Origin of the sequence: Prevotella communis (genome assembly GCF_022024175.1) — a bacterium.
GTDB lineage: Bacteria > Bacteroidota > Bacteroidia > Bacteroidales > Bacteroidaceae > Prevotella > Prevotella communis.
In genome coordinates, this window is the sequence record NZ_CP091794.1 from 1,920,602 (window position 1) to 1,939,201 (window position 18,600).

The following is an 18,600-nucleotide window of genomic DNA, read 5'->3' on the forward strand; positions in this document are numbered from 1 at the left end:
CCATCTCCATTTTGCCTAGGAAAAAGCAGAAAAACCAACCCTATATAGCTGAAATCATCGATTGACTCGAGTGATTTCATGACTTGAGCTAACTCAATCGATGATTTCACTCGAGTGGCGTTTTTGGGGGTATGAATACATGAAACATTAAACATGAAACATTAAACATGAAACATTAAATATTAAACATTGAAATTATGACTCGATATTTGAGGGTTAGAAAGAGAAACGTCGTTTCTCGATGAGCAACACGTCGTTTCTCGGACAGAGATACGATGAAGTGAAGTGAGAGGCTGGTATTGATTCCAAAGACAAAAAAGTGAACAAAAAAACGGGCCTAAAAAAGGCCCGTTAACTAATTTAATCGTTTGAGTTAACTCAAATCATCAATCGAGTTAATTCAAATGATGATTTTAGTTAACTCAAATTTTTAGGGGTATTATAAGGGGGAAATATAAGAATTGAAAATACTATACAAAACACCATCATTAGCGTAAGCGGCAGGGGTACCTATCGGGGTCTTTTCTATGACAGCCTCCGAACCATTGTGCGCCAGTTTGCCAAACAACGCCTGCCGCGCATTTGCCACCATCGTTACATGTACGATGCATGGTTTGCGCCAAGCTCCTGGCTCCAGCCACGTATGTTTCTCGATTATTGTTGTGTTTACGCTCTCGTTTGTCATTGGCAAATAAAAATTGCTGGTAAGCAACGGGACAATAAAGATTTGTTCCGTTGCTTACCTGTGGATTATATCCGCTCTAAACATTCACGGTACCGCAATGGGGACACTTGCCTTTCTGGTGAAGGGTGGCGCCGCACTGGCCGCAGATATAGACGGCACGGCCATGATGCACATACTGGTAGATGGCGAAGGCGACGTAGGCGATCAGCAGGGGGTAACCGATGTAGTAAAGGGTGGAGATGCTGAAGACGACATAGTCGATGGCCAGGACGCCCATCAGGCCCAGGCAATAGAGGATGGCCTCGGTGAACGACAGTTGGCGGCGGATATCATCGAGCGCGGCAATGGCGATAAGCAGCATGGCCCATACGGATATCAGGAACAGGCTGAGATGTAGGGGCACGGCAAAGGGATTGAGCGTGGGATGATAGTAGTAATGGCGCCAGGAGTCGGGGTCGGCCAACTGGATGGTGCTATAGAACACGGCTGAGGCCGACACAAGAATGGCCAGCAGCATGGGATAGACGGAGGGGATATCGTTGAAATGCACAATGCGGGCATTATGACGATAGGCCATGCGGAGGGTATAGGCGGCAAGCACCACCACAAGGAAGGCCAGCATGATGAGCAGGTGGGTATCGGAGAAGAAGGTGATAAACTGCGAGATGGGGTTGTCAGGGGCCACACCGGGCAACATCTGCTGCTCGTGGATCCAGCCCATGGTCATCTGATCACGCGCCACCTGCACCCATACGGAGTCGATAGTATCTGACGAGAGGGTCATGATATCAGCTACCACCAGACGGTCGTCGCGCACCACGGCAACACTATCAACAAGCATGTCGCTGAGCACCTCAGTAGGTTGTTGCACAATAAGCCATAGGGTGTCGGCAGTAACCAGGAAGTTATAGTTGTGCGTGTAATGATGGGTGGTGTAGAAAGAGATAGAGTCCATCTGCTCCTCGGTGACTATCCAGGCGTCCGAGGTCTCGGGCGTCTGATGATAGCAACCTGTGAAGAGCAGGCTGAGCACTCCTATTACGAAAAGCGACAGTCTATTCATCGGCGTAAATATTCATCTGACAATGACGGCAATCGAACTCCAGGCGGAACTGACGCCCGTCGCCTAAGCGCAGCGACAGCGGTTCCTTCCACTCGGGTTTCCGGCCACCATGTTTCACACAGCGTCCCAGGGCAAAGCGCAGACAATGACGGCACTGCATGATGAGACGCTCGGCGGGCTGGCGCACCTCAAAGGCATCGGCCACCTGGATACCCTGCTGCTCGTAGAACGCACGCGCCAGAGCATTGGAGGCGTTGTAGAGGTACGGCAGATGGTAAGAGGCTTGAGGGTTGAAGGCTGATGTCTGATGGATGATGTGAGAGGGCTGAGGGCTGACGGAAAGAGTCAGCGCCGCCTCTACAGTTTTCCTTCTGAGTTCTGCCAATAAGCTGCTAGGGATGAAGTAGTTAAAGTTGGCAGGGATATCCACCTCTGAGCACTCAAACGGCGTGCCGCCAAGTTTGGTGAGCTGACGGATGATATTCTCGCGCGGGTCCTTCTGAGCCTCCTGATGTTCGGCCACGATAGAGGCTACAGCATCGCCCATCTGCAGGGAGAAACCATCGGCCGTGGCACGCAAAGCCATGGTGACCGTCATCTTTCGTTCGGCACTTTTCTTACCCAACAGGCGTTCCATCTCCTGGTCGTTATTACGATAAAGACGGAGTCCGGGACGCAGGTTGGCCGGCATCTTCAAGGGGAAAAGACGGTTGCCCTCTACCCTATTCACACGGAAGCCCTCGAGCTCGCGGCGGTCGTTGACGAAGCAGAGACCATCCCCATTGCTGAACGACGCCACACCTGCCACATTAAACGAATTGCCACGCAACTCCTTGACCGTGCCCACAAACTCGCCCATAGCCTTGGGCGTGTCGAAAGAGGCAATATCAGGCTGTCGGCCATGCAGGAAATACGTGGTATAGCCACGATTGAAGGTCTTGCGCAAATCAGGCCTGAACGTATAGGTGCAACTGCCCTTCGAGGCACGCTCGTACTGGCCGGGATGCTGCTTGATATAGGCGTTGAGCAACTGGCTATAGGCCGCCGTCACATTCTTCACATATGTCACATCCTTGAGTCGGCCCTCAATCTTAAACGACACAGCACCCGCCTCGATGAGTTCGCCCAGATGTTCGCTCTGGTTCATATCCTTCAACGAGAGGAAATAGCGCTGCGCATCGAGCACCTCGCCATCAGCATCGAGCAGGTCGAACTTCATGCGGCAGAACTGGGCACAGGCACCACGGTTGGCGCTGCGACCAAAGCAATACTGCGACGCATAGCAGAGTCCGCTATAGCTGACGCAGAGCGCACCATGGACAAAGACCTCGAGTTCGGTACCGGGCTCCTGACGATGGATGTCGGCTATCTCCTGAGCCGACAACTCGCGCGCCAGTACCACACGGGCAAAGCCCAGGGAGCGGAGCCAACTGACCTTCCCGGCCGTGCGGTTATCAGTCTGCGTAGAGGCATGAACGGTGAGACCCAGTTCCTGCGCCATCTGACGCACACCCATATCCTGCACCAGGATAGCATCGACCTGTGCCTCGGCCAACTGCTGCAGCAACGCCCGCGTATCGCCCAGTTCATCATCATAGACAATGGTATTTACCGTGACATAGACACGGGCGCCATACTGATGGGCATACTGGCAGAGCGTGCGGATATCGTCCACACTATTGCCCACGGCAGCACGCGCACCAAAGCGCGCAGCCCCGATATACACGGCATCAGCCCCATGGTCGATGGCAGCAATGCCACACTCCAGATTCTTGGCAGGAGCCAGCAGTTCCAGTTGTCTCATTCAATCTTGTTGATATCAAACGGCGTCTCCTGATAGACGTAGTAGTTGATCCAGTTACTATAGAAAAGGTTTGCGTGCGCGCGCCAGGTAACCAAAGGAGGCTGCGACGGGTCGTCGTTGCGATAATAGTTGCGAGGCAACTCCACATCAGAACGCACACCAAAGTCGCGCTTATACTCATTATCCAGCGTATTGGGCGAATACTCCAGGTGGCCCGTGATAAAGAACTCTCGTCCGCCACGCGCCATCACGATACTCACACCACTTTCCTCACTCTCAGCAATCAGTTCCAGTTCCGGATGTGCCAGGATATCCTCCTTGTGAATCTCCGTATGCCTACTGTGAGGCATCATAAACGTATCATCGAACCCACGGAAGATAGGCATCTGAGGTTGGAGAGGATGCTGCTCGAAGATACCAAACATCTTCTTCTCCAGCGGATACTTAGGTACCCCATAATAATGATAGAGGCCAGCCTGCGCAGCCCAGCAGATATAGAGCGTACTGGTGACGTGGGTGCGGGCCCAGTTGAAGATATCCACTATCTCGTCCCAATAGGTCACCTGCTCGTAATCCATGGTCTCCACAGGCGCACCTGTGATAATCATACCGTCGAACTTCTCATGGCGCATCGACTCAAAGTCGCGATAGAACATCATCATGTGTTCTATGGGCGTATTCTTCGGCGTATGACTCTTAAGCTTCATAAAATTGATATCCAACTGCAACGGGGTGTTCGATAGCAGTCGGATAAGGTCGGTCTCTGTTGTAATTTTCAGGGGCATCAGGTTCAGGATCACAATCCGCAGAGGTCGGATGTCCTGTGAGTGTGCCCTTGAGTTATCCATCACGAAGATATTCTCACGCTTCAGAATATCTATGGCAGGTAACCTGTCAGGTAATCTTAACGGCATATAAAACTCTTATCTGTTCAAATATTTAATCTTACTAATCTACTCTAATCGTAATCACTGATACATTATCATATCCACCGGCCTTGTCGGCAGCCTCACACAGCATGTCGGCATCGGCCTTCTTCTCCAGCAGCGCCTGCACGTCCTCGTCGGCCACCATGTCGGTCAGTCCGTCGCTGCACAGCATGAACGTGTCGCCCGACTCCACCTCACCGGTGATATTCGCCATATCGATATAACTCTCCGTGCTGCCACCGCCGATGCAGTTGACAATCTGACTGGAGTGGGTCTTCAGGCCCAGCACATTACTGAGCGAGTGGTCGGTGGTGAGCTGTGTGAGTTCGCCCTGATGCAAGCGGTACAGACGGCTGTCGCCACAGTTGACCCAGTAATACTGTCCGCCGTAATACAGAAAAGCTACGAGCGTGGTGCCCATGCCACGGTAGATGGGGTCTTCCTTACCCTTGGCCTCTACAGCCAGACACATGCTCTTCAGCCAGTTGTCCATAGCCTGACGCAGGTCGCCCTCGGTCATGTTCAAAGGCAGGTCGTCAAAGAAGAAGCGCAGATTGGTCAGGGAGTCCTCGCTGGCCACCTCGCCACAGTTATGTCCGCCCATGCCGTCGGCAATAGCCAGGAGCAGACGGTTATCTGCTTTAGTCGTGAAACTGGTTTTATAGACATCATTACGCAACAGTTCTGAACCGATGAGGATCATGTCCTCATTGTTTGTCCTCACACATCCTACTCTGCTTGATGCTGATATATGAAAATGTGCCATTTCTACTTATTTAATTTACACTAATTACTACTTTCAACACCACATTGGCTATGGTGACGATATCTCCATTCTTGATAGACATCTCTACGTCGGGCTGCAGACGGTGGTCGTTGAGCTTGGTGCCATTCGACGAACCACGGTCGGCTATACACCAGCCGGACTCAGGACGGAACAGCAACTGCGCATGCGCACCCGATACGTAGGCCTGCGTCTTGAAGAAATGCATATACGGACCCTGCTTGCGGCCTATGACAGCCCCGTTGATACCCACGATGCGGATGCCCAGCGAGTCGTTGAACAGCTGCAGCTGAGGCAGTCCGCCACCACCCATGGTAGGTGTGCCGGGGATGCCGCCACGCTGGCTGACCGATACCGAGCGCTGGGAGATGCCACGCATAGACATCTGGCGCATAGACACAGACATCGATACATTAGAGGTCTCCTGACGCTGCTTGAACTCGTCGGCCAGCAGCATCATGCCACCACAGGAGGTGCAGCGCCGGCCGATACCCACACGGCCGCAACGCTCACAATATGCTAAGGCTTTTCCGCACTGGTCACAGTAACAGGAATCGTCTTCTATCTCTTCTTTACAACTAGGACAAATAATCATGTTCTAAGAATTTTCGGTACTTACTATTCCGCTTACTGACGGTCCTTGAAGTCCTCAGGCTGGATAATCTGATAGGTCTCCTTGGTAACGGTCTCAGGCGGCATGTTGGACACACGGATAGAGAGCTGCTGAATGGTCTCGTCGAGCAGGTTGCGAATCTCGCGGGCGTTGCCGAAGGTCTCGTCCTTGACCTCGAGCATCTGGCTGATGACATCCAGCGCCTTGAACTCGGCTGCAGGCGACAGCGTGTACTGCTGTTTCTCGGCCATCTTCTTGAAGATAGCCAGCAACTCGTCTTGTGTGTAGTCCTCGATATGCAGTTTATAGGTGAAACGACTGGCCAGTCCGGCATTCATCATCAGGAACTGCTCCATCTTGTTCTGATAGCCAGCCACGATGACCACGAACTTACCACGGTCGTCCTCCATACGTTTCATCAGGGTGTCGATAGCCTCCTTGCCGTACTGGTCGTTCTGGTCAGACAGCGTATAGGCCTCGTCGATAAAGAGGATACCACCCATCGCCTTGTCGCACATGGCGTTGACAATCTTGGGCGTCTCTCCCATATATTTTCCTACCAGCGTAGCACGGCTGGCTTCGATGACATTGGATGTGGGCAGCACCTCCATGGCCTGGAGCACCTCACCCATCTTGCGTGCGATAGACGTCTTACCCGTACCGGGATTACCCGTCAGGATGAAGTTCATCGTCATCTGCTGCACACTACCAGCACCCATGGCGGCACGCTGCTTGATAAACATGCTCTGCACGGCCAGGCGGCGGATAGCATTCTTGACGGAGCGCATGCCGATGAAGTCGTCGAGCTCGGCCAGCACCTCGTCGAGCGGACGTGATGATGTGCTCTGAGCCATGGGCAGATCTTCCACGGTCAACTTGTACATATCCTCGAACTGGAATCCGTCGGCCACATCGTCGCATACCTGCACATCGGGCTGACTCATCTGACGGACCAGTCGCTCGCTCTGGCGCTCCACGGTCTGGTCGAAGATACGGCGGGCCTCACGCGCATTGCCGAAATTCTTGTCGCGACGCAGGTAGAGCTGTTCGAACTGACGATGAACGGCAGCACGCATCTCCTCGTCGAGCACGAAATTCTTGCCCGTAGCCATGTTGACAAATATCTGCGTGAGTTCGTCTGGATTGTAGTCCTCGAAATGGATGGTCTGGGTGAATCGGCTCTTCAAGCCCGGGTTCGCATCGATGAAGTCGTGCATCTGGTCGGTATAGCCCGCCACGATACAGATAAACTTACCGCGGTCGTCCTCCAGGCGTTTCAGCAGGGTGTCGATGGCCTCGTTGCCAAAGGCATCCTGATCGTTGGACTTGAGCGTATAGGCTTCGTCGATAAACAGTACGCCACCGATGGCAGAGTCGATGAGCTGGTTGGTCTTGATAGCCGTCTGACCAGAGAAGCCAGCCACCAGCTTAGAGCGGTCGGCCTCTACGAGCTGGCCGCGCGACAAGACACCCAGCGTCTTGAAGACATCGGCCATGATACGCGCCACGGTGGTCTTACCCGTACCGGGATTACCCGTGAACACATAGTGCTTGCCCTGGAACGTATTGGTCTCGCCACGCTTGATCTGCAAGGTGAGGAAGGCAGCCAGACTGGTAACCTCTTTCTTCACAGACTCCAGACCCACCATGCCGTCGAACTTCTTCAGGCACTCAGAGCAGTCGACAGCCTTGGGCTCCTCGTAAGGTATATCCTGCGCCTCGATGGTCACCAGCTGCTCGTCAGACATAGCCGTGATATCGCCCTTCTGCAATCGGCCGGCCTGACGCTTGCATATCTCGTCAAAGAGCTGGCGCATAGTACGACCGTTGGCGAAGTCCTTCTCGCGCGTGTCGTACATCTCTTTAATCTTCTTACGCGCCAGTTTCTCAGCCTCAGGCGAGAAGACATACTGCTTGCCCTTGGCAAACATCTGCATAATCTGATAGAGTTCGTCGGGCGTATAGTCTTCCAGGTTCAGGAAATAATTGAAGCGGCTGCGCACACCGGGATTGACGCGGAACAGGTTGTCCATCTCCATGCGGTATCCGGCAGCAATCACCACGAACTTGTCGCGATCGTCCTCCATACGCTTCATCAGCGTCTCCAAGGCCTGCGCACCCTGGGCATCACGCTCGCCAGAGGCGCTGACAGGTGCCAGCGTGTAGGCCTCGTCGACAAAGAGGATACCACCCATGGCCTTGTCACACAGTTCGTTGACCACCTTAGGCGTCTCGCCCTGATACTGGGATACCATCTTAGAGCGGTCCACCTCGACCACATGACCTGAGTCCAGATAGCCGATGGCGGCGAGGATCTCGCCCAACTTACGGGCGATGGTGGTCTTACCCGTACCGGGATTACCCGTGAGCACGGTATGCATGGAGATTTTCTGAGCCTCGCCCAGTCCGCGCTCCACACGCTGCATATTATTCTGGACGGTATAGGCCATCTCGCGAACGGCCTGCTTCACCTCGGTCATGCCAATGAAGGAATCCATATCCTTGAGGATATCGTCGAGCGTGCGCTCCTCGGGCACATAACCCTTGATATCGTCTTTCTCGACAACAGACTCCTTGCTGCCACGACTGATAAACGACGAGAAGATATCCTCGGCCGTCTTCATAGCCAGATGGGCATTACCGAAGGTCTCGTCCTTGATCTTTATCTGATACTTGAAGTAGCGGGTCAACTGCTTATCGGCCTCCTCTGAGAAAGCGGTGATGCCGTACTTCGTCTTCAGCTGCATCTTCACCATGTCGCACAGTTCCTGACAATTGGGAACGGGCAGGTTGAACATGTATTTGAAGCGGTTCTTGACGGCGGGGTTGTTCTCCAGGAACTCCTCAAAACCCTTGGGCAGACCAGCCAGAATCACAATGGGATTACCTTCCCACTTGTCCATCTCCACAAACAGCTTGTCGAGCGGGTTCACCTGGTTTGAATACTTATCGGGCAACAGCTTCTGCACGTTATCAAAGAACAGGATACCGTCCTGGGCCTTCTTGATATTATCGTCCCACTGGTCCACAAAACGCTGATAGTCAACAGCATCCACCATGGTCAGTTTGGGTTTGCTGATAATCTGATTCTGACAGAAATAATCACGGATAATCTCTGCCAAGGCCGTCTTACCCGTACCCGTCTCACCAACGATGATAGAGTTGACCGACAGGCGCACGGTGGTGATGTCCTTGCGTGTACGCAGATAAGCATAGGCGTCAACGATATTCTTCAGCTGCGACTTCACATCGTCCAAGCCCACAAGTTTATCGAGCACATGCTGCGACATCATGGGTTGGCCGCACCATTTGCAGAACTTGGCAATACTTCTGTTTTCCTTATGACAATGTTCGCATTTCATCGTACGCTCTCCTGTTGATTGACGTTTTTATTCTGGTGCCAGCCAATCACCTTAGGACTGAACAGACACAACTCAAGGATCATCACGATAACAAGCAGCATCCACAGCAGATAATGGATCACCGACTCACCCGATATAGAGTGGATCTGGTCGTCAACCTCATCGAGCACGCTGAAATGAGAAGCCTTGTATCGTTGTGACTTGGTCTTGAAGGTATAGTAAAGCGGTTCAAGAAGCGTGGACTTGATATCCTCCTTCTTGAGGGCCTCATTGATAAACTTGGAATCGGCCTTCTCATCACGGCTGAAGTCGGTGAGGCGGGCTACAATCACATAGATGATGGATATTAGGAACACAGCCAGATGGAATAACGACGGTGTGTGCTCGTTGACAAACTTCAAGGCGTAGTAAGGTGCGAACGACGTGGCAAGTCCGAAGCCGCCAAACAGCAGCGATACCAAGGCACCATAGCCACGGAAATAGGCTCGCACGGCCACGATGACGCCCGTCATGCCGCCCAGCGGATAGATAATCGTAGTGAGATGATGCCTGAAGAGATAGGTACGGTCGTCCAGTCCCAGGACGAATACCAGCAGGCACCACAGAGCAGCGAGACCATAGAAGCCAAAACGGATGGACACATCACGATAGTGGGCCGACTGCCATTCACGGCGTACCTCGTTGACACGGGCCTTCGTCTCTTCCAAGGCCTTCGTATAACGGCGGTAGTAGATGCTCTGGGGATCCAGGTCGCCCAGTTTGAGCACCCAGCTCTCCAGTTCACGCTCATAACTGTATTCCTCCTCGAACGCCTGGGACGGGTCTTCATGATAGAATACCGAGAGCCATTGCATCAGGGAACCGTTGCGCAGTTCCACCTTGATCTGAGGCTGTTTCTTGGAATCCAGGCTACGGCCATCATTCAGCGTGACGCCACCTGAAATGAAATAGACGGGTTTGCCGCCCAGTATCTTACAGAAGCGATACAAGGCCGTATGGAGGTCGTAGGCACAGAGGCGCTCCCTGTTCTCCTCGGAATTCAGGTCAAAACATTTGTCGGCCTCTGCAATCAGCCCCTTCCAACCCTTATGCTTGGCATAGAAATAGAAGCGGTCGTTGGGATCCAGAAACTCCACCAGCTGCTCCCTGAGTTCATCGTCAGTAGCACGCTGCACCTTCACCAGTTCGTAGGCCAGGAGCATACCGATCTTCTCGGGCGTGTCAGCATCACGCAGGTCGTAGCCCACATTAGGCGCAATCTTATAGAGCACCTTATAGGCCAGGGCCTTGGAATATTCCTGTCCCTGCGTGAGATGTCTTACAGACTCGCACACAGCCAGGTCGGCATGTGAATACAGCCATGAGAGCAGACGTCCGTCGCACAAGGCGTGCCAGTCTTCCTCCCTGACCTTCTCATATCCGAAGGCACGGACAATATCCTGAACGGTAGACGACGGGAGGTAGGTGATGAAAGGTATGCCCTTGTCCAACTCATAGACCATACGCAGCACGCTGGTCTTTCCGTCGACATCAGGCTGGAAATAAGAACGGAGACGCGTCACGTCGCCATACTCCCTTGCCTCGAGCCACAGGAACAGGGCATCGTTGGGATTCAGCAGAAGGATGGAGTATTTCTCCTGGTTGGCGAGCAGCGTCATCACGATGTCCGACACATCCGCGCACTCCTTATTATCTACGTCGATATATTTCAGCGTGGGCTCCATGGCGAAGCACGACGCCATATAACCAGCTTTCTGGTCGTTGGGGTAACGTACATTCAGGATATCCTTAATCAGGGTGGCCAGTTTGATGTTACCACTCTGCTCCAACCACTGTACGATGCGTCCGCTATAGAAATAATGGACAGCCAACTGCTCATTGGCAATCAGCATGGGCACCAGTTCCTTCACGTTCTCAGCAATCAGGTTGCGCTCGGGGTCAACCACGAAGCTCTGATAGCGCAGGAAAGGCGACGAGATATCTACAGCCACGTCTTCGCCCTTGAACCAGCGCTCCACCTCGTCGTATCCCCAACGGGTGTTCTCGTTCACGGAGGTAAGACCCTGGATGAGTCGCTTGACGGGATCGGGCAGCTCGTTCAGTCGAGGCAGACGACCCTCGTTCTTCTGTTTCATCATGGCACGCTCGTTAGAGCTCATCGGACTCTCGCCCAGCCATAACGTGAAGAGGGTCATACCGAGTGAGTAGAAGTCGGCTGCAAAGGTAATCTCCACCACGCCGTCGATCACATCGGTGTACATCTCAGGCGCCGCATAGATAGGCGTACGGGCCTGCGTCGTACGGAAGGACTTACCCTCGGTCTCCTGTATAGAAGAGATACCAAAGTCGCCCAGCACCAGTTCCTGTTGCTCCTTGTCACGGAAGAAATAGTTGGTGGGCTTGACGTCCTTATGCAGCAAGTGGTTCTTATGACAGTAGGCCAAGGCAGCAGCAGCCTGGAGCGTCAGTCGGCGGAAACGGTTGTAGTCGCCATTGATCTTCACATCCTTCAGGGTGCCACCCTTCAGGTACTCCATCAACTCATAGTAGCGGTTCTTACCGTCTACATACGTACGACCGTAGTCCTGAAGGTCAACAATCATCTCAAACTGGAACGAGCGAACCAGCTGGAGCAGTTTCTTATTGATATCGAAATTGGGGTAATAGAGCTTCAGCACATACTCCTTACCCTCTCTCTGAACCAGATAGACCTGAGCCTCACCGGAGTTATCGCTCAGACAGGTCACCATTTCATAGTCCAGTCCCTTCAGACTGAAATACTGAGCCGACGACTCGTTAGCGCCGTTGCGCGATGCTGGTCCTTCAGGACGCATGGTGGTCTCTCCCGAGTTTTTCTCTTTCATCCCCACGATGGTAGCGTCATCACCCTCGGGCGACTTGTTACCATAAATCATGGTCTTGTCGTCGCCACCATAGACCATTGTCTTGTCGTCGTTGTAGACCATCGTCTTGTCGTCGCTGATAACGTCATCGTTGACGGCGTCATCATCGTTGGCATTTGCCTTGTTCTTATCGGCAAAAACCATCGTCTTATCGTCGTCAACAGGGTCAAGGTCACGATTCATCACCATGGTCTTGTCGTCCACAACGGGGTCGTCGTCGAACACGTCGGTTTTATCGAAATCGTCTGCCATTATTTATCGTCCTTAATATCCTGCTTTGAATTATGTCCCAGTATCACCCATTTGCCACCCATCTGAGGTTTGGCACAGCCACAGGGACTGGAGTGAAGGGCACTCTTATAGTTACATTTCCAGGCCAGTCGCACGCCCGACGGTTTCTGGGCCATCGCATAGTTTCTGACCGTGGCCGGCGAGGGATCCTCGGGGATGGCCATTCGGTTGAGCAACTCAGCCAACTGGTCGAGCTTACGGCTCTTCATGTCAGCCAGTTCCTCCTTGGTCACGCGCTGGCGCTTAGGCACAGGCTTCACGTCGATATGCTGACCCTTGTCCTCGGCCAGCAACGTGAGCACGCGCTTGCGCAAGCCCTGCAGCTCATCATCGCGCATCTTGTCCTGCTCGGTCTCGTAGGGCAACTGCATCTGCAGCTCGTCGTACTCCTGGGCAATAGCCACCAGTTCCCTGTACTCAGGCATCTGTCGTACCTGCTGCAGCATGGCACGCGCCTGGTCGGTCAGGGGGCGTCCGCATTGCTTACAGAAAGAGAAATCGTTGAGCGTATGGCAAGCGGGACATACAATACCGCCACGAGGCTGTCCGCACTCAGGGCAGTAGACATCCTGCTCGTTAAAACTTGCGCCGCAGAAAGAGCACACATCCGTCTTGATATAATGATGACATGCCTCACAGAAATCGGCATCCGGGTCTATCTCACTACCACAGTTGGGGCAAACGCCCGTGATAAGGAAAGCACCACACAGCGCACAGTAGGTGGCATCGGGATCATTGACAGTGCCACACTTAGGACAAGGAATGCCATTGGCATTCGCCGTCTGTCCCTGCATCATCTGCTGCATCTGGGGAGTTTCGTTATCTCGAGACCTGAACTGCTCGCGCTGTAGTTCTTGTTCTGAATTAAGAAATTGTTCGTCAGCCATTAGAATATTTATTAATTTGTCTGCAAAGATAGTTAATCTTTATCATTCTGACAAATAAAATGAAGAAAAAATTGAAATGTGAGTCAGTAAAATCTTAACGCCAATCAATATCAGGATGATACCGCCCAATAATTCAGGGCGGATGCGCCTTCTCACAGCCTCACCAAAACGGAGTCCCAACAGGTGGCCAAACACACTGAAAAAGAAGGAAGCCAGACCAATCCAGACAAGTGGTTCCAGGAGGAGCGACATGGAGGAATAACCCGTAACGGCAAAGGAGATGCCCACGGCCAGCGCATCTATACTCGTGGCCACAGCCAGGAGAAGTTGGGTGCGGAGTTTCCGTGGATTAAAGAAATGCTGTTCCTCAGGCTGGAACGACTCATAAATCATCTTGCCGCCCAGAAAAGCCAGCAGACCGAAAGCTACCCAATGGTCGTAGGCTTCAATATAATGGGCAAAATAATTCGTGGCGAGCCATCCGAAAAAAGGCATCATCGCCTGGAAAAGTCCGAAGAGAAAGGCAATACGGAGAATCACAGGCCATTCCCGCCGGCCCTGAATCACACCACTGGCTATCGACACCGTAAAACAATCCATGGCCAACGCCACGGAGAGCATCCATATATCAAATAGATTCATCATGAGACCTATACTCTTTCTACCTTCATTTTGTAGCGGCCATCCGCAAATTCTATTCTCATCACACGCACCATCTCGTCATCGGTTGGCGTCAAGGCCAGGGCCACATGTCCCATGGTACGGCGTAAATTAATTTCCACACAAGGATGCAGCAGGAAACGCTCGCCCTTGACCACCATCATATCAACCCCGAAAGGTCCGGTATAGCCACCCTTGAGGATGGCCGGCAGACTACTGCAAATATTTTCCTTAATACTATCAAGCAATTCAATTGATATATAACGGCTTATCATTTCACGCTTTTTATTTTCTGCAGCCAGGATATTTCCCGTATAGGCGCCGTTTGCCGTATGGAAAAGCGAGAGTCCTAAGTAACGGATACTGCCATCTTCACCGGCATAGAACTCCATGCCAAAATCCTTCTCTTTGTCAAAAAATGGTTCAGCCATCACAGAGCCCTGCGTCGCAAACAGATTGCGCAGCCATCCGGCCTGATGCGTGGTAAAAGTGGTACTGTTCACAAAGCGCAATCCCCTGCCACTCGACGACCAGGGAGCCTTGAGAACCAGTCGGCCGTAACGCTCCAGAAGCAGGCGAATTTCTTCTTCCGTATGACACTCTAACGACTCGCCTACCGTACCTTCACATTGCAGCAGCGGAAGGAGTTGGGCTGAGGTGCGGCGATGCGACAACTGACGGATAACGTCCAACTGAGCATCCGTGGGCAACAAGCGCTCGTCTGCCCCACTCCGCTTCAGACGGGCCTTCAGGGCCACATCCCATCCCCATGGCTGGATTTTCGTGATGTCCGACGAGGGATTTTTATTTTCCCAACGAGGGAGGAAATTTTTTCTGACCGGCGCGTAATCCTTCAGTTGCCTGTTGACGGCATGAAGAAAACGGTCATAGTCGTAGGCGGCACGTTCAGGATTATCAACAAGAACGCTGTCTCCCTCTTCAGCCCACAAGGCCGGAATAAAGCCCAGGTCATGGCGCAACTGCCGACCGGCATGAGGCGCGGTGAAGTTGGCGAGGTTGGCTGCAAGGGCGATATCGTGTTCAGGATTAAATATATGTAAAGTCATATTCTCAATTTTTCGGCAAAATTACTCAAAAAATCGCAAACTTATTTGTATTTATAAAAAAAAAGTGATACTTTTGCAAAATGTAATACATAATATTATACAAATAGACTAAAAACAATAACCAATGATGAATATACCTATTGCTTTTTGGCTCGTTCCAATTGCCTCAGTAGTGGCCCTTGGCATGGCCTACAGTTTCTTCCGCAGCATGATGAAGGCGGAAGAAGGCACGCCCCGTATGATAGAGATTGCCGGTCACGTAAGACGTGGCGCAATGGCCTATCTGAAACAGCAGTACAAAGTGGTGTTGATTGTTTTCATCATCCTTGCCATCATCTTCTCTGTGATGGCCTATGGCTTTGGTGTACAGAACCCATGGGTACCGTTTGCTTTCCTGACGGGCGGTTTCTTCAGTGGACTGGCAGGTTTCTTTGGCATGAAGACGGCTACCTACGCCTCAGCCCGTACGGCTAACGCAGCCCGTAAGAGTCTGGATGGCGGACTGAAGATAGCCTTCCGCAGCGGTGCCGTTATGGGACTCACCGTAGTGGGCTTGGGACTGCTGGATATCGCAGTATGGTTTATCATCCTGAATTATTTTGATCCCGACGGACTCATCTCCATCACCACCACGATGCTGACCTTTGGCATGGGTGCCTCAACACAGGCGCTGTTTGCCCGTGTGGGCGGCGGTATCTATACGAAAGCTGCCGACGTAGGCGCTGATATCGTGGGAAAGGTGGAAGCCGACATCCCCGAGGACGACCCGCGCAACCCCGCAACCATCGCAGACAACGTAGGTGACAACGTGGGCGACGTGGCCGGTATGGGTGCCGACCTGTATGAGAGCTACTGTGGCAGTATCCTCTCTACAGCTGCCCTGGGTGCCGTAGCCTTTGCCGCTTCCGGCGAGATGCAGTTGAAAGCTGTCATCGCCCCCATGCTGATAGCTGCCGTAGGCGTTTTCCTGAGTATCTTCGGCATTTACCTTGTCCGCACCAAGGAAGGTGCCACGATGCGCGACCTGCTACACTCGTTGTCGCTGGGCACGAATGTGTCGGCCGTCTTGATTGCCGCGGCTACCTTCGGCATTCTCTATCTGCTCCAGATAGACAACTGGCTAGGGCTCTCGTTCTCCGTGATTACAGGACTGGCCGCAGGTGTCATCATCGGACAAGCTACGGAATACTATACCTCACATTCCTATAAACCCACGCAGAAAATCTCGGAGGCTGGTCTTACGGGTTCTGCCACGGTCATCATCAAGGGTATCGGCACGGGAATGATGTCAACCTGCATCCCCGTGGTCACCATCGGTGTGGCCATCATGCTGAGTTATCTCTGCGCCAATGGTTTTGTGATGGACATGAATGCCAGCGCCCTGTCGCAAGGTCTTTATGGTATCGGTATTGCTGCCGTGGGTATGCTCTCTACGCTGGGTATCACCCTGGCTACGGATGCCTACGGTCCTATTGCCGACAATGCAGGCGGTAACGCTGAGATGAGTGAGCTGGGTGAAGAGGTGCGCCACCGTACGGATGCACTCGATGCTCTTGGTAACACCACCGCCGCAACCGGTAAGGGGTTCGCCATTGGTTCTGCCGCCCTCACGGCCCTGGCCCTGCTGGCTTCCTATATCGAGGAGGTGAAGATTGCGATGCACCGCTCTGGCGACTTCATCGTGAACCTGGCCGGTGAGGAGATTGACGCTATCAACGCTACCATACCCGACTTCATGAACTACTTCCAGGTGAACCTGATGAACCCTCGCGTGCTGGTAGGTGCCTTCATCGGCGCCATGGCCGCCTTCCTGTTCTGCGGACTCACGATGGAGGCCGTGGGACGTGCTGCCCAGAAGATGGTGGAAGAGGTGCGCAGACAGTTCCGTGAGATCAAGGGCATACTTGAAGGTACAGGCACGCCCGACTATGGTTCTTGCGTAGAGATATCCACACGTGCAGCCCAGCACGAAATGATTGTACCGTCGCTCCTGGCTATCGCCATTCCTATCGTCGTTGGCTGTGTGCTGGGTATTGCCGGTGTGCTGGGACTGCTCGTTGGCGGACTGTCGAGCGGGTTCACCCTCGCCGTGTTCATGGCCAATGCCGGCGGCGCATGGGATAATGCCAAGAAGATGGTAGAGGAAGGCAACTTCGGCGGCAAGGGTTCGTTTGCCCATAAGGCCACCATCGTTGGCGATACCGTGGGCGACCCCTTCAAGGACACGTCGGGCCCATCGCTGAATATCCTCATCAAACTGATGTCGATGGTAAGCATCGTGATGGCCGGACTGACAGTGATGTTCTCGTAGAAAAAAAAATAATAATCCGTTAAATCCGTTGTCGAAAATAAACGAAATATAAAGTAAAAATTAGATAAACATTATGCCAACAAAAATTCTTAGTGTCGATGACGAGATGGACCTCGAGTTGCTCTTGACACAATATTTCAGAAGAAAGATCCGTAAAGGAGAGTACGAGTTCCACTTTGCTCACAATGGTGTGGAAGCACTGACCATGATGCTTCAGCACAAAGATTTTGATATCATACTGAGCGATATCAACATGCCGGAGATGGACGGACTGACGCTGCTCACGAAAATCAACGAGATGCAGAACCCTGCCATGAAGTGTATCATGGTGAGTGCCTATGGCGACATGGGGAATATCCGTCAGGCCATGAACAACGGTGCGTTCGACTTTGCCACAAAGCCTATAGACCTGGACGACCTGAGTGTCACTATCGAGAAGGCTATCGAGCAGATTAATTATATCAAAGAGTCACAAAAGGAGCACTCGCAACTGGAGTCGCTGAAGACCGACCTGGCTGTGGCTGGCGAGATACAGCAGGCCATACTGCCCAGGGTGTTCCCTCCGTTCCCTGAGTTTGAGGCTATCCTCGACGTGGCTGCCTCGATGACACCTGCAAAGGACGTGGGTGGCGACTTCTACGACTTCTTCCGCATTGATGAAGACAGGATTGGATTCGTGATGGCCGACGTGAGTGGTAAGGGTGTGCCGGCAGCCATCTTCATGGCTGTGAGTCGTACGCTGATACGTGCTATCGGCATGCAGGGCATAGCACCCAACGAGGTGATGACACGGGCCAACGAACTGCTCTGCAAGGAGTCGGTGAACTGCATGTTTGTCACCGTGTTCTACGCTATCTACAACACGAAGACGGGCGAGGTGAACTACTGTAACGCCGGGCACAACTCGCCCTACCTGCTCCATGCCAGCGGACAGGTGGAGGCGCTGCCTATGAGCACTAACTGCATGATTGGTGCTATAGAGGGACTGGACTTCAGCGCCAACACGCTGCAACTGCAGCAGGGCGACATGCTGGTGATGTATACCGACGGTGTGAACGAGGCCGTGAACAATGCCCTGGAGGAGTATAGTGAGCCCCGACTGAAACAGACGCTGGAGGCGCTGAAGGGACTGAACTGTCAGGAGACCATTAGCAATATCCTGGCTAGTGTGAAGGCCTTTACCGACGGCGCACCTCAGAGTGACGACATCACCTTATTATCATTTAAACGAAAGTAAAAAG

Annotated in this window: 12 protein-coding genes; 2 read left to right on the forward strand and 10 right to left on the reverse strand. The window is 52.8% G+C overall.

Going from position 1 to position 18,600, the window contains the following annotated elements; all coding sequences use genetic code 11:
* Nucleotides 1–761 precede the first annotated feature (761 nt).
* The 10 genes from L6466_RS07910 to L6466_RS07955 are packed head-to-tail and all read right to left on the reverse strand — an operon-like array spanning nt 762 to nt 15,048.
* Entirely contained in the window at nt 762–1,748 is a 987-nt protein-coding gene (locus L6466_RS07910) for a beta-carotene 15,15'-monooxygenase (protein ID WP_091851872.1), read from the reverse strand.
* Nucleotides 1,741–3,552: a peptidase U32 family protein gene (locus L6466_RS07915; RefSeq protein WP_237803262.1), complete on the reverse strand. Its 1,812-nt coding sequence runs from the start codon at nt 3,550–3,552 to the stop codon at nt 1,741–1,743. The genes L6466_RS07910 and L6466_RS07915 overlap by 8 nt, the downstream gene beginning before the upstream one ends.
* A complete protein-coding gene (metA, locus tag L6466_RS07920; RefSeq protein WP_091818719.1) occupies nt 3,549–4,466 on the reverse strand; it encodes a homoserine O-acetyltransferase MetA in 918 nt (305 codons plus the stop codon). The genes L6466_RS07915 and metA overlap by 4 nt, the downstream gene beginning before the upstream one ends.
* A 34-nt stretch (nt 4,467–4,500) precedes the next feature.
* Complete coding sequence (locus tag L6466_RS07925; protein ID WP_237803261.1) at nt 4,501–5,205, reverse strand: PP2C family protein-serine/threonine phosphatase; 705 nt, start codon at nt 5,203–5,205, stop codon at nt 4,501–4,503.
* 52 nt (nt 5,206–5,257) lie between these two features.
* Nucleotides 5,258–5,860 (reverse strand): double zinc ribbon and FHA domain-containing protein, encoded by a 603-nt coding sequence (locus L6466_RS07930; protein ID WP_091818721.1) that lies wholly within the window; start codon nt 5,858–5,860, stop codon nt 5,258–5,260.
* A 32-nt stretch (nt 5,861–5,892) separates the two neighbouring features.
* The gene (locus L6466_RS07935; RefSeq protein WP_237803260.1) at nt 5,893–9,240 is read right to left on the reverse strand and encodes an AAA family ATPase; all 3,348 of its coding nucleotides are present in this window, start codon (nt 9,238–9,240) and stop codon (nt 5,893–5,895) included.
* Entirely contained in the window at nt 9,237–12,395 is a 3,159-nt protein-coding gene (locus L6466_RS07940) for a protein kinase domain-containing protein (RefSeq protein WP_091818723.1), read from the reverse strand. Before L6466_RS07940 ends, L6466_RS07935 begins: the two co-directional genes overlap by 4 nt.
* Entirely contained in the window at nt 12,395–13,321 is a 927-nt protein-coding gene (locus L6466_RS07945; protein ID WP_237796548.1) for a zinc ribbon domain-containing protein, read from the reverse strand. The genes L6466_RS07940 and L6466_RS07945 overlap by 1 nt, the downstream gene beginning before the upstream one ends.
* A 42-nt stretch (nt 13,322–13,363) precedes the next feature.
* Complete coding sequence (locus L6466_RS07950) at nt 13,364–13,963, reverse strand: manganese efflux pump MntP (protein ID WP_091818771.1); 600 nt, start codon at nt 13,961–13,963, stop codon at nt 13,364–13,366.
* 8 nt (nt 13,964–13,971) lie between these two features.
* The gene (locus L6466_RS07955; RefSeq protein WP_237803259.1) at nt 13,972–15,048 is read right to left on the reverse strand and encodes an ATP-grasp domain-containing protein; all 1,077 of its coding nucleotides are present in this window, start codon (nt 15,046–15,048) and stop codon (nt 13,972–13,974) included.
* 124 nt (nt 15,049–15,172) lie between these two features.
* Here L6466_RS07955 and L6466_RS07960 point away from each other — a divergent pair, with 124 nt between their 5' ends.
* Both L6466_RS07960 and L6466_RS07965 read left to right on the forward strand, forming a co-directional pair.
* The gene (locus tag L6466_RS07960) at nt 15,173–17,359 is read left to right on the forward strand and encodes a sodium-translocating pyrophosphatase (protein ID WP_237803258.1); all 2,187 of its coding nucleotides are present in this window, start codon (nt 15,173–15,175) and stop codon (nt 17,357–17,359) included.
* Nucleotides 17,360–17,432: 73 nt separating this feature from the next.
* The gene (locus L6466_RS07965) at nt 17,433–18,596 is read left to right on the forward strand and encodes a PP2C family protein-serine/threonine phosphatase (RefSeq protein WP_237803257.1); all 1,164 of its coding nucleotides are present in this window, start codon (nt 17,433–17,435) and stop codon (nt 18,594–18,596) included.
* Nucleotides 18,597–18,600: the final 4 nt, after the last annotated feature.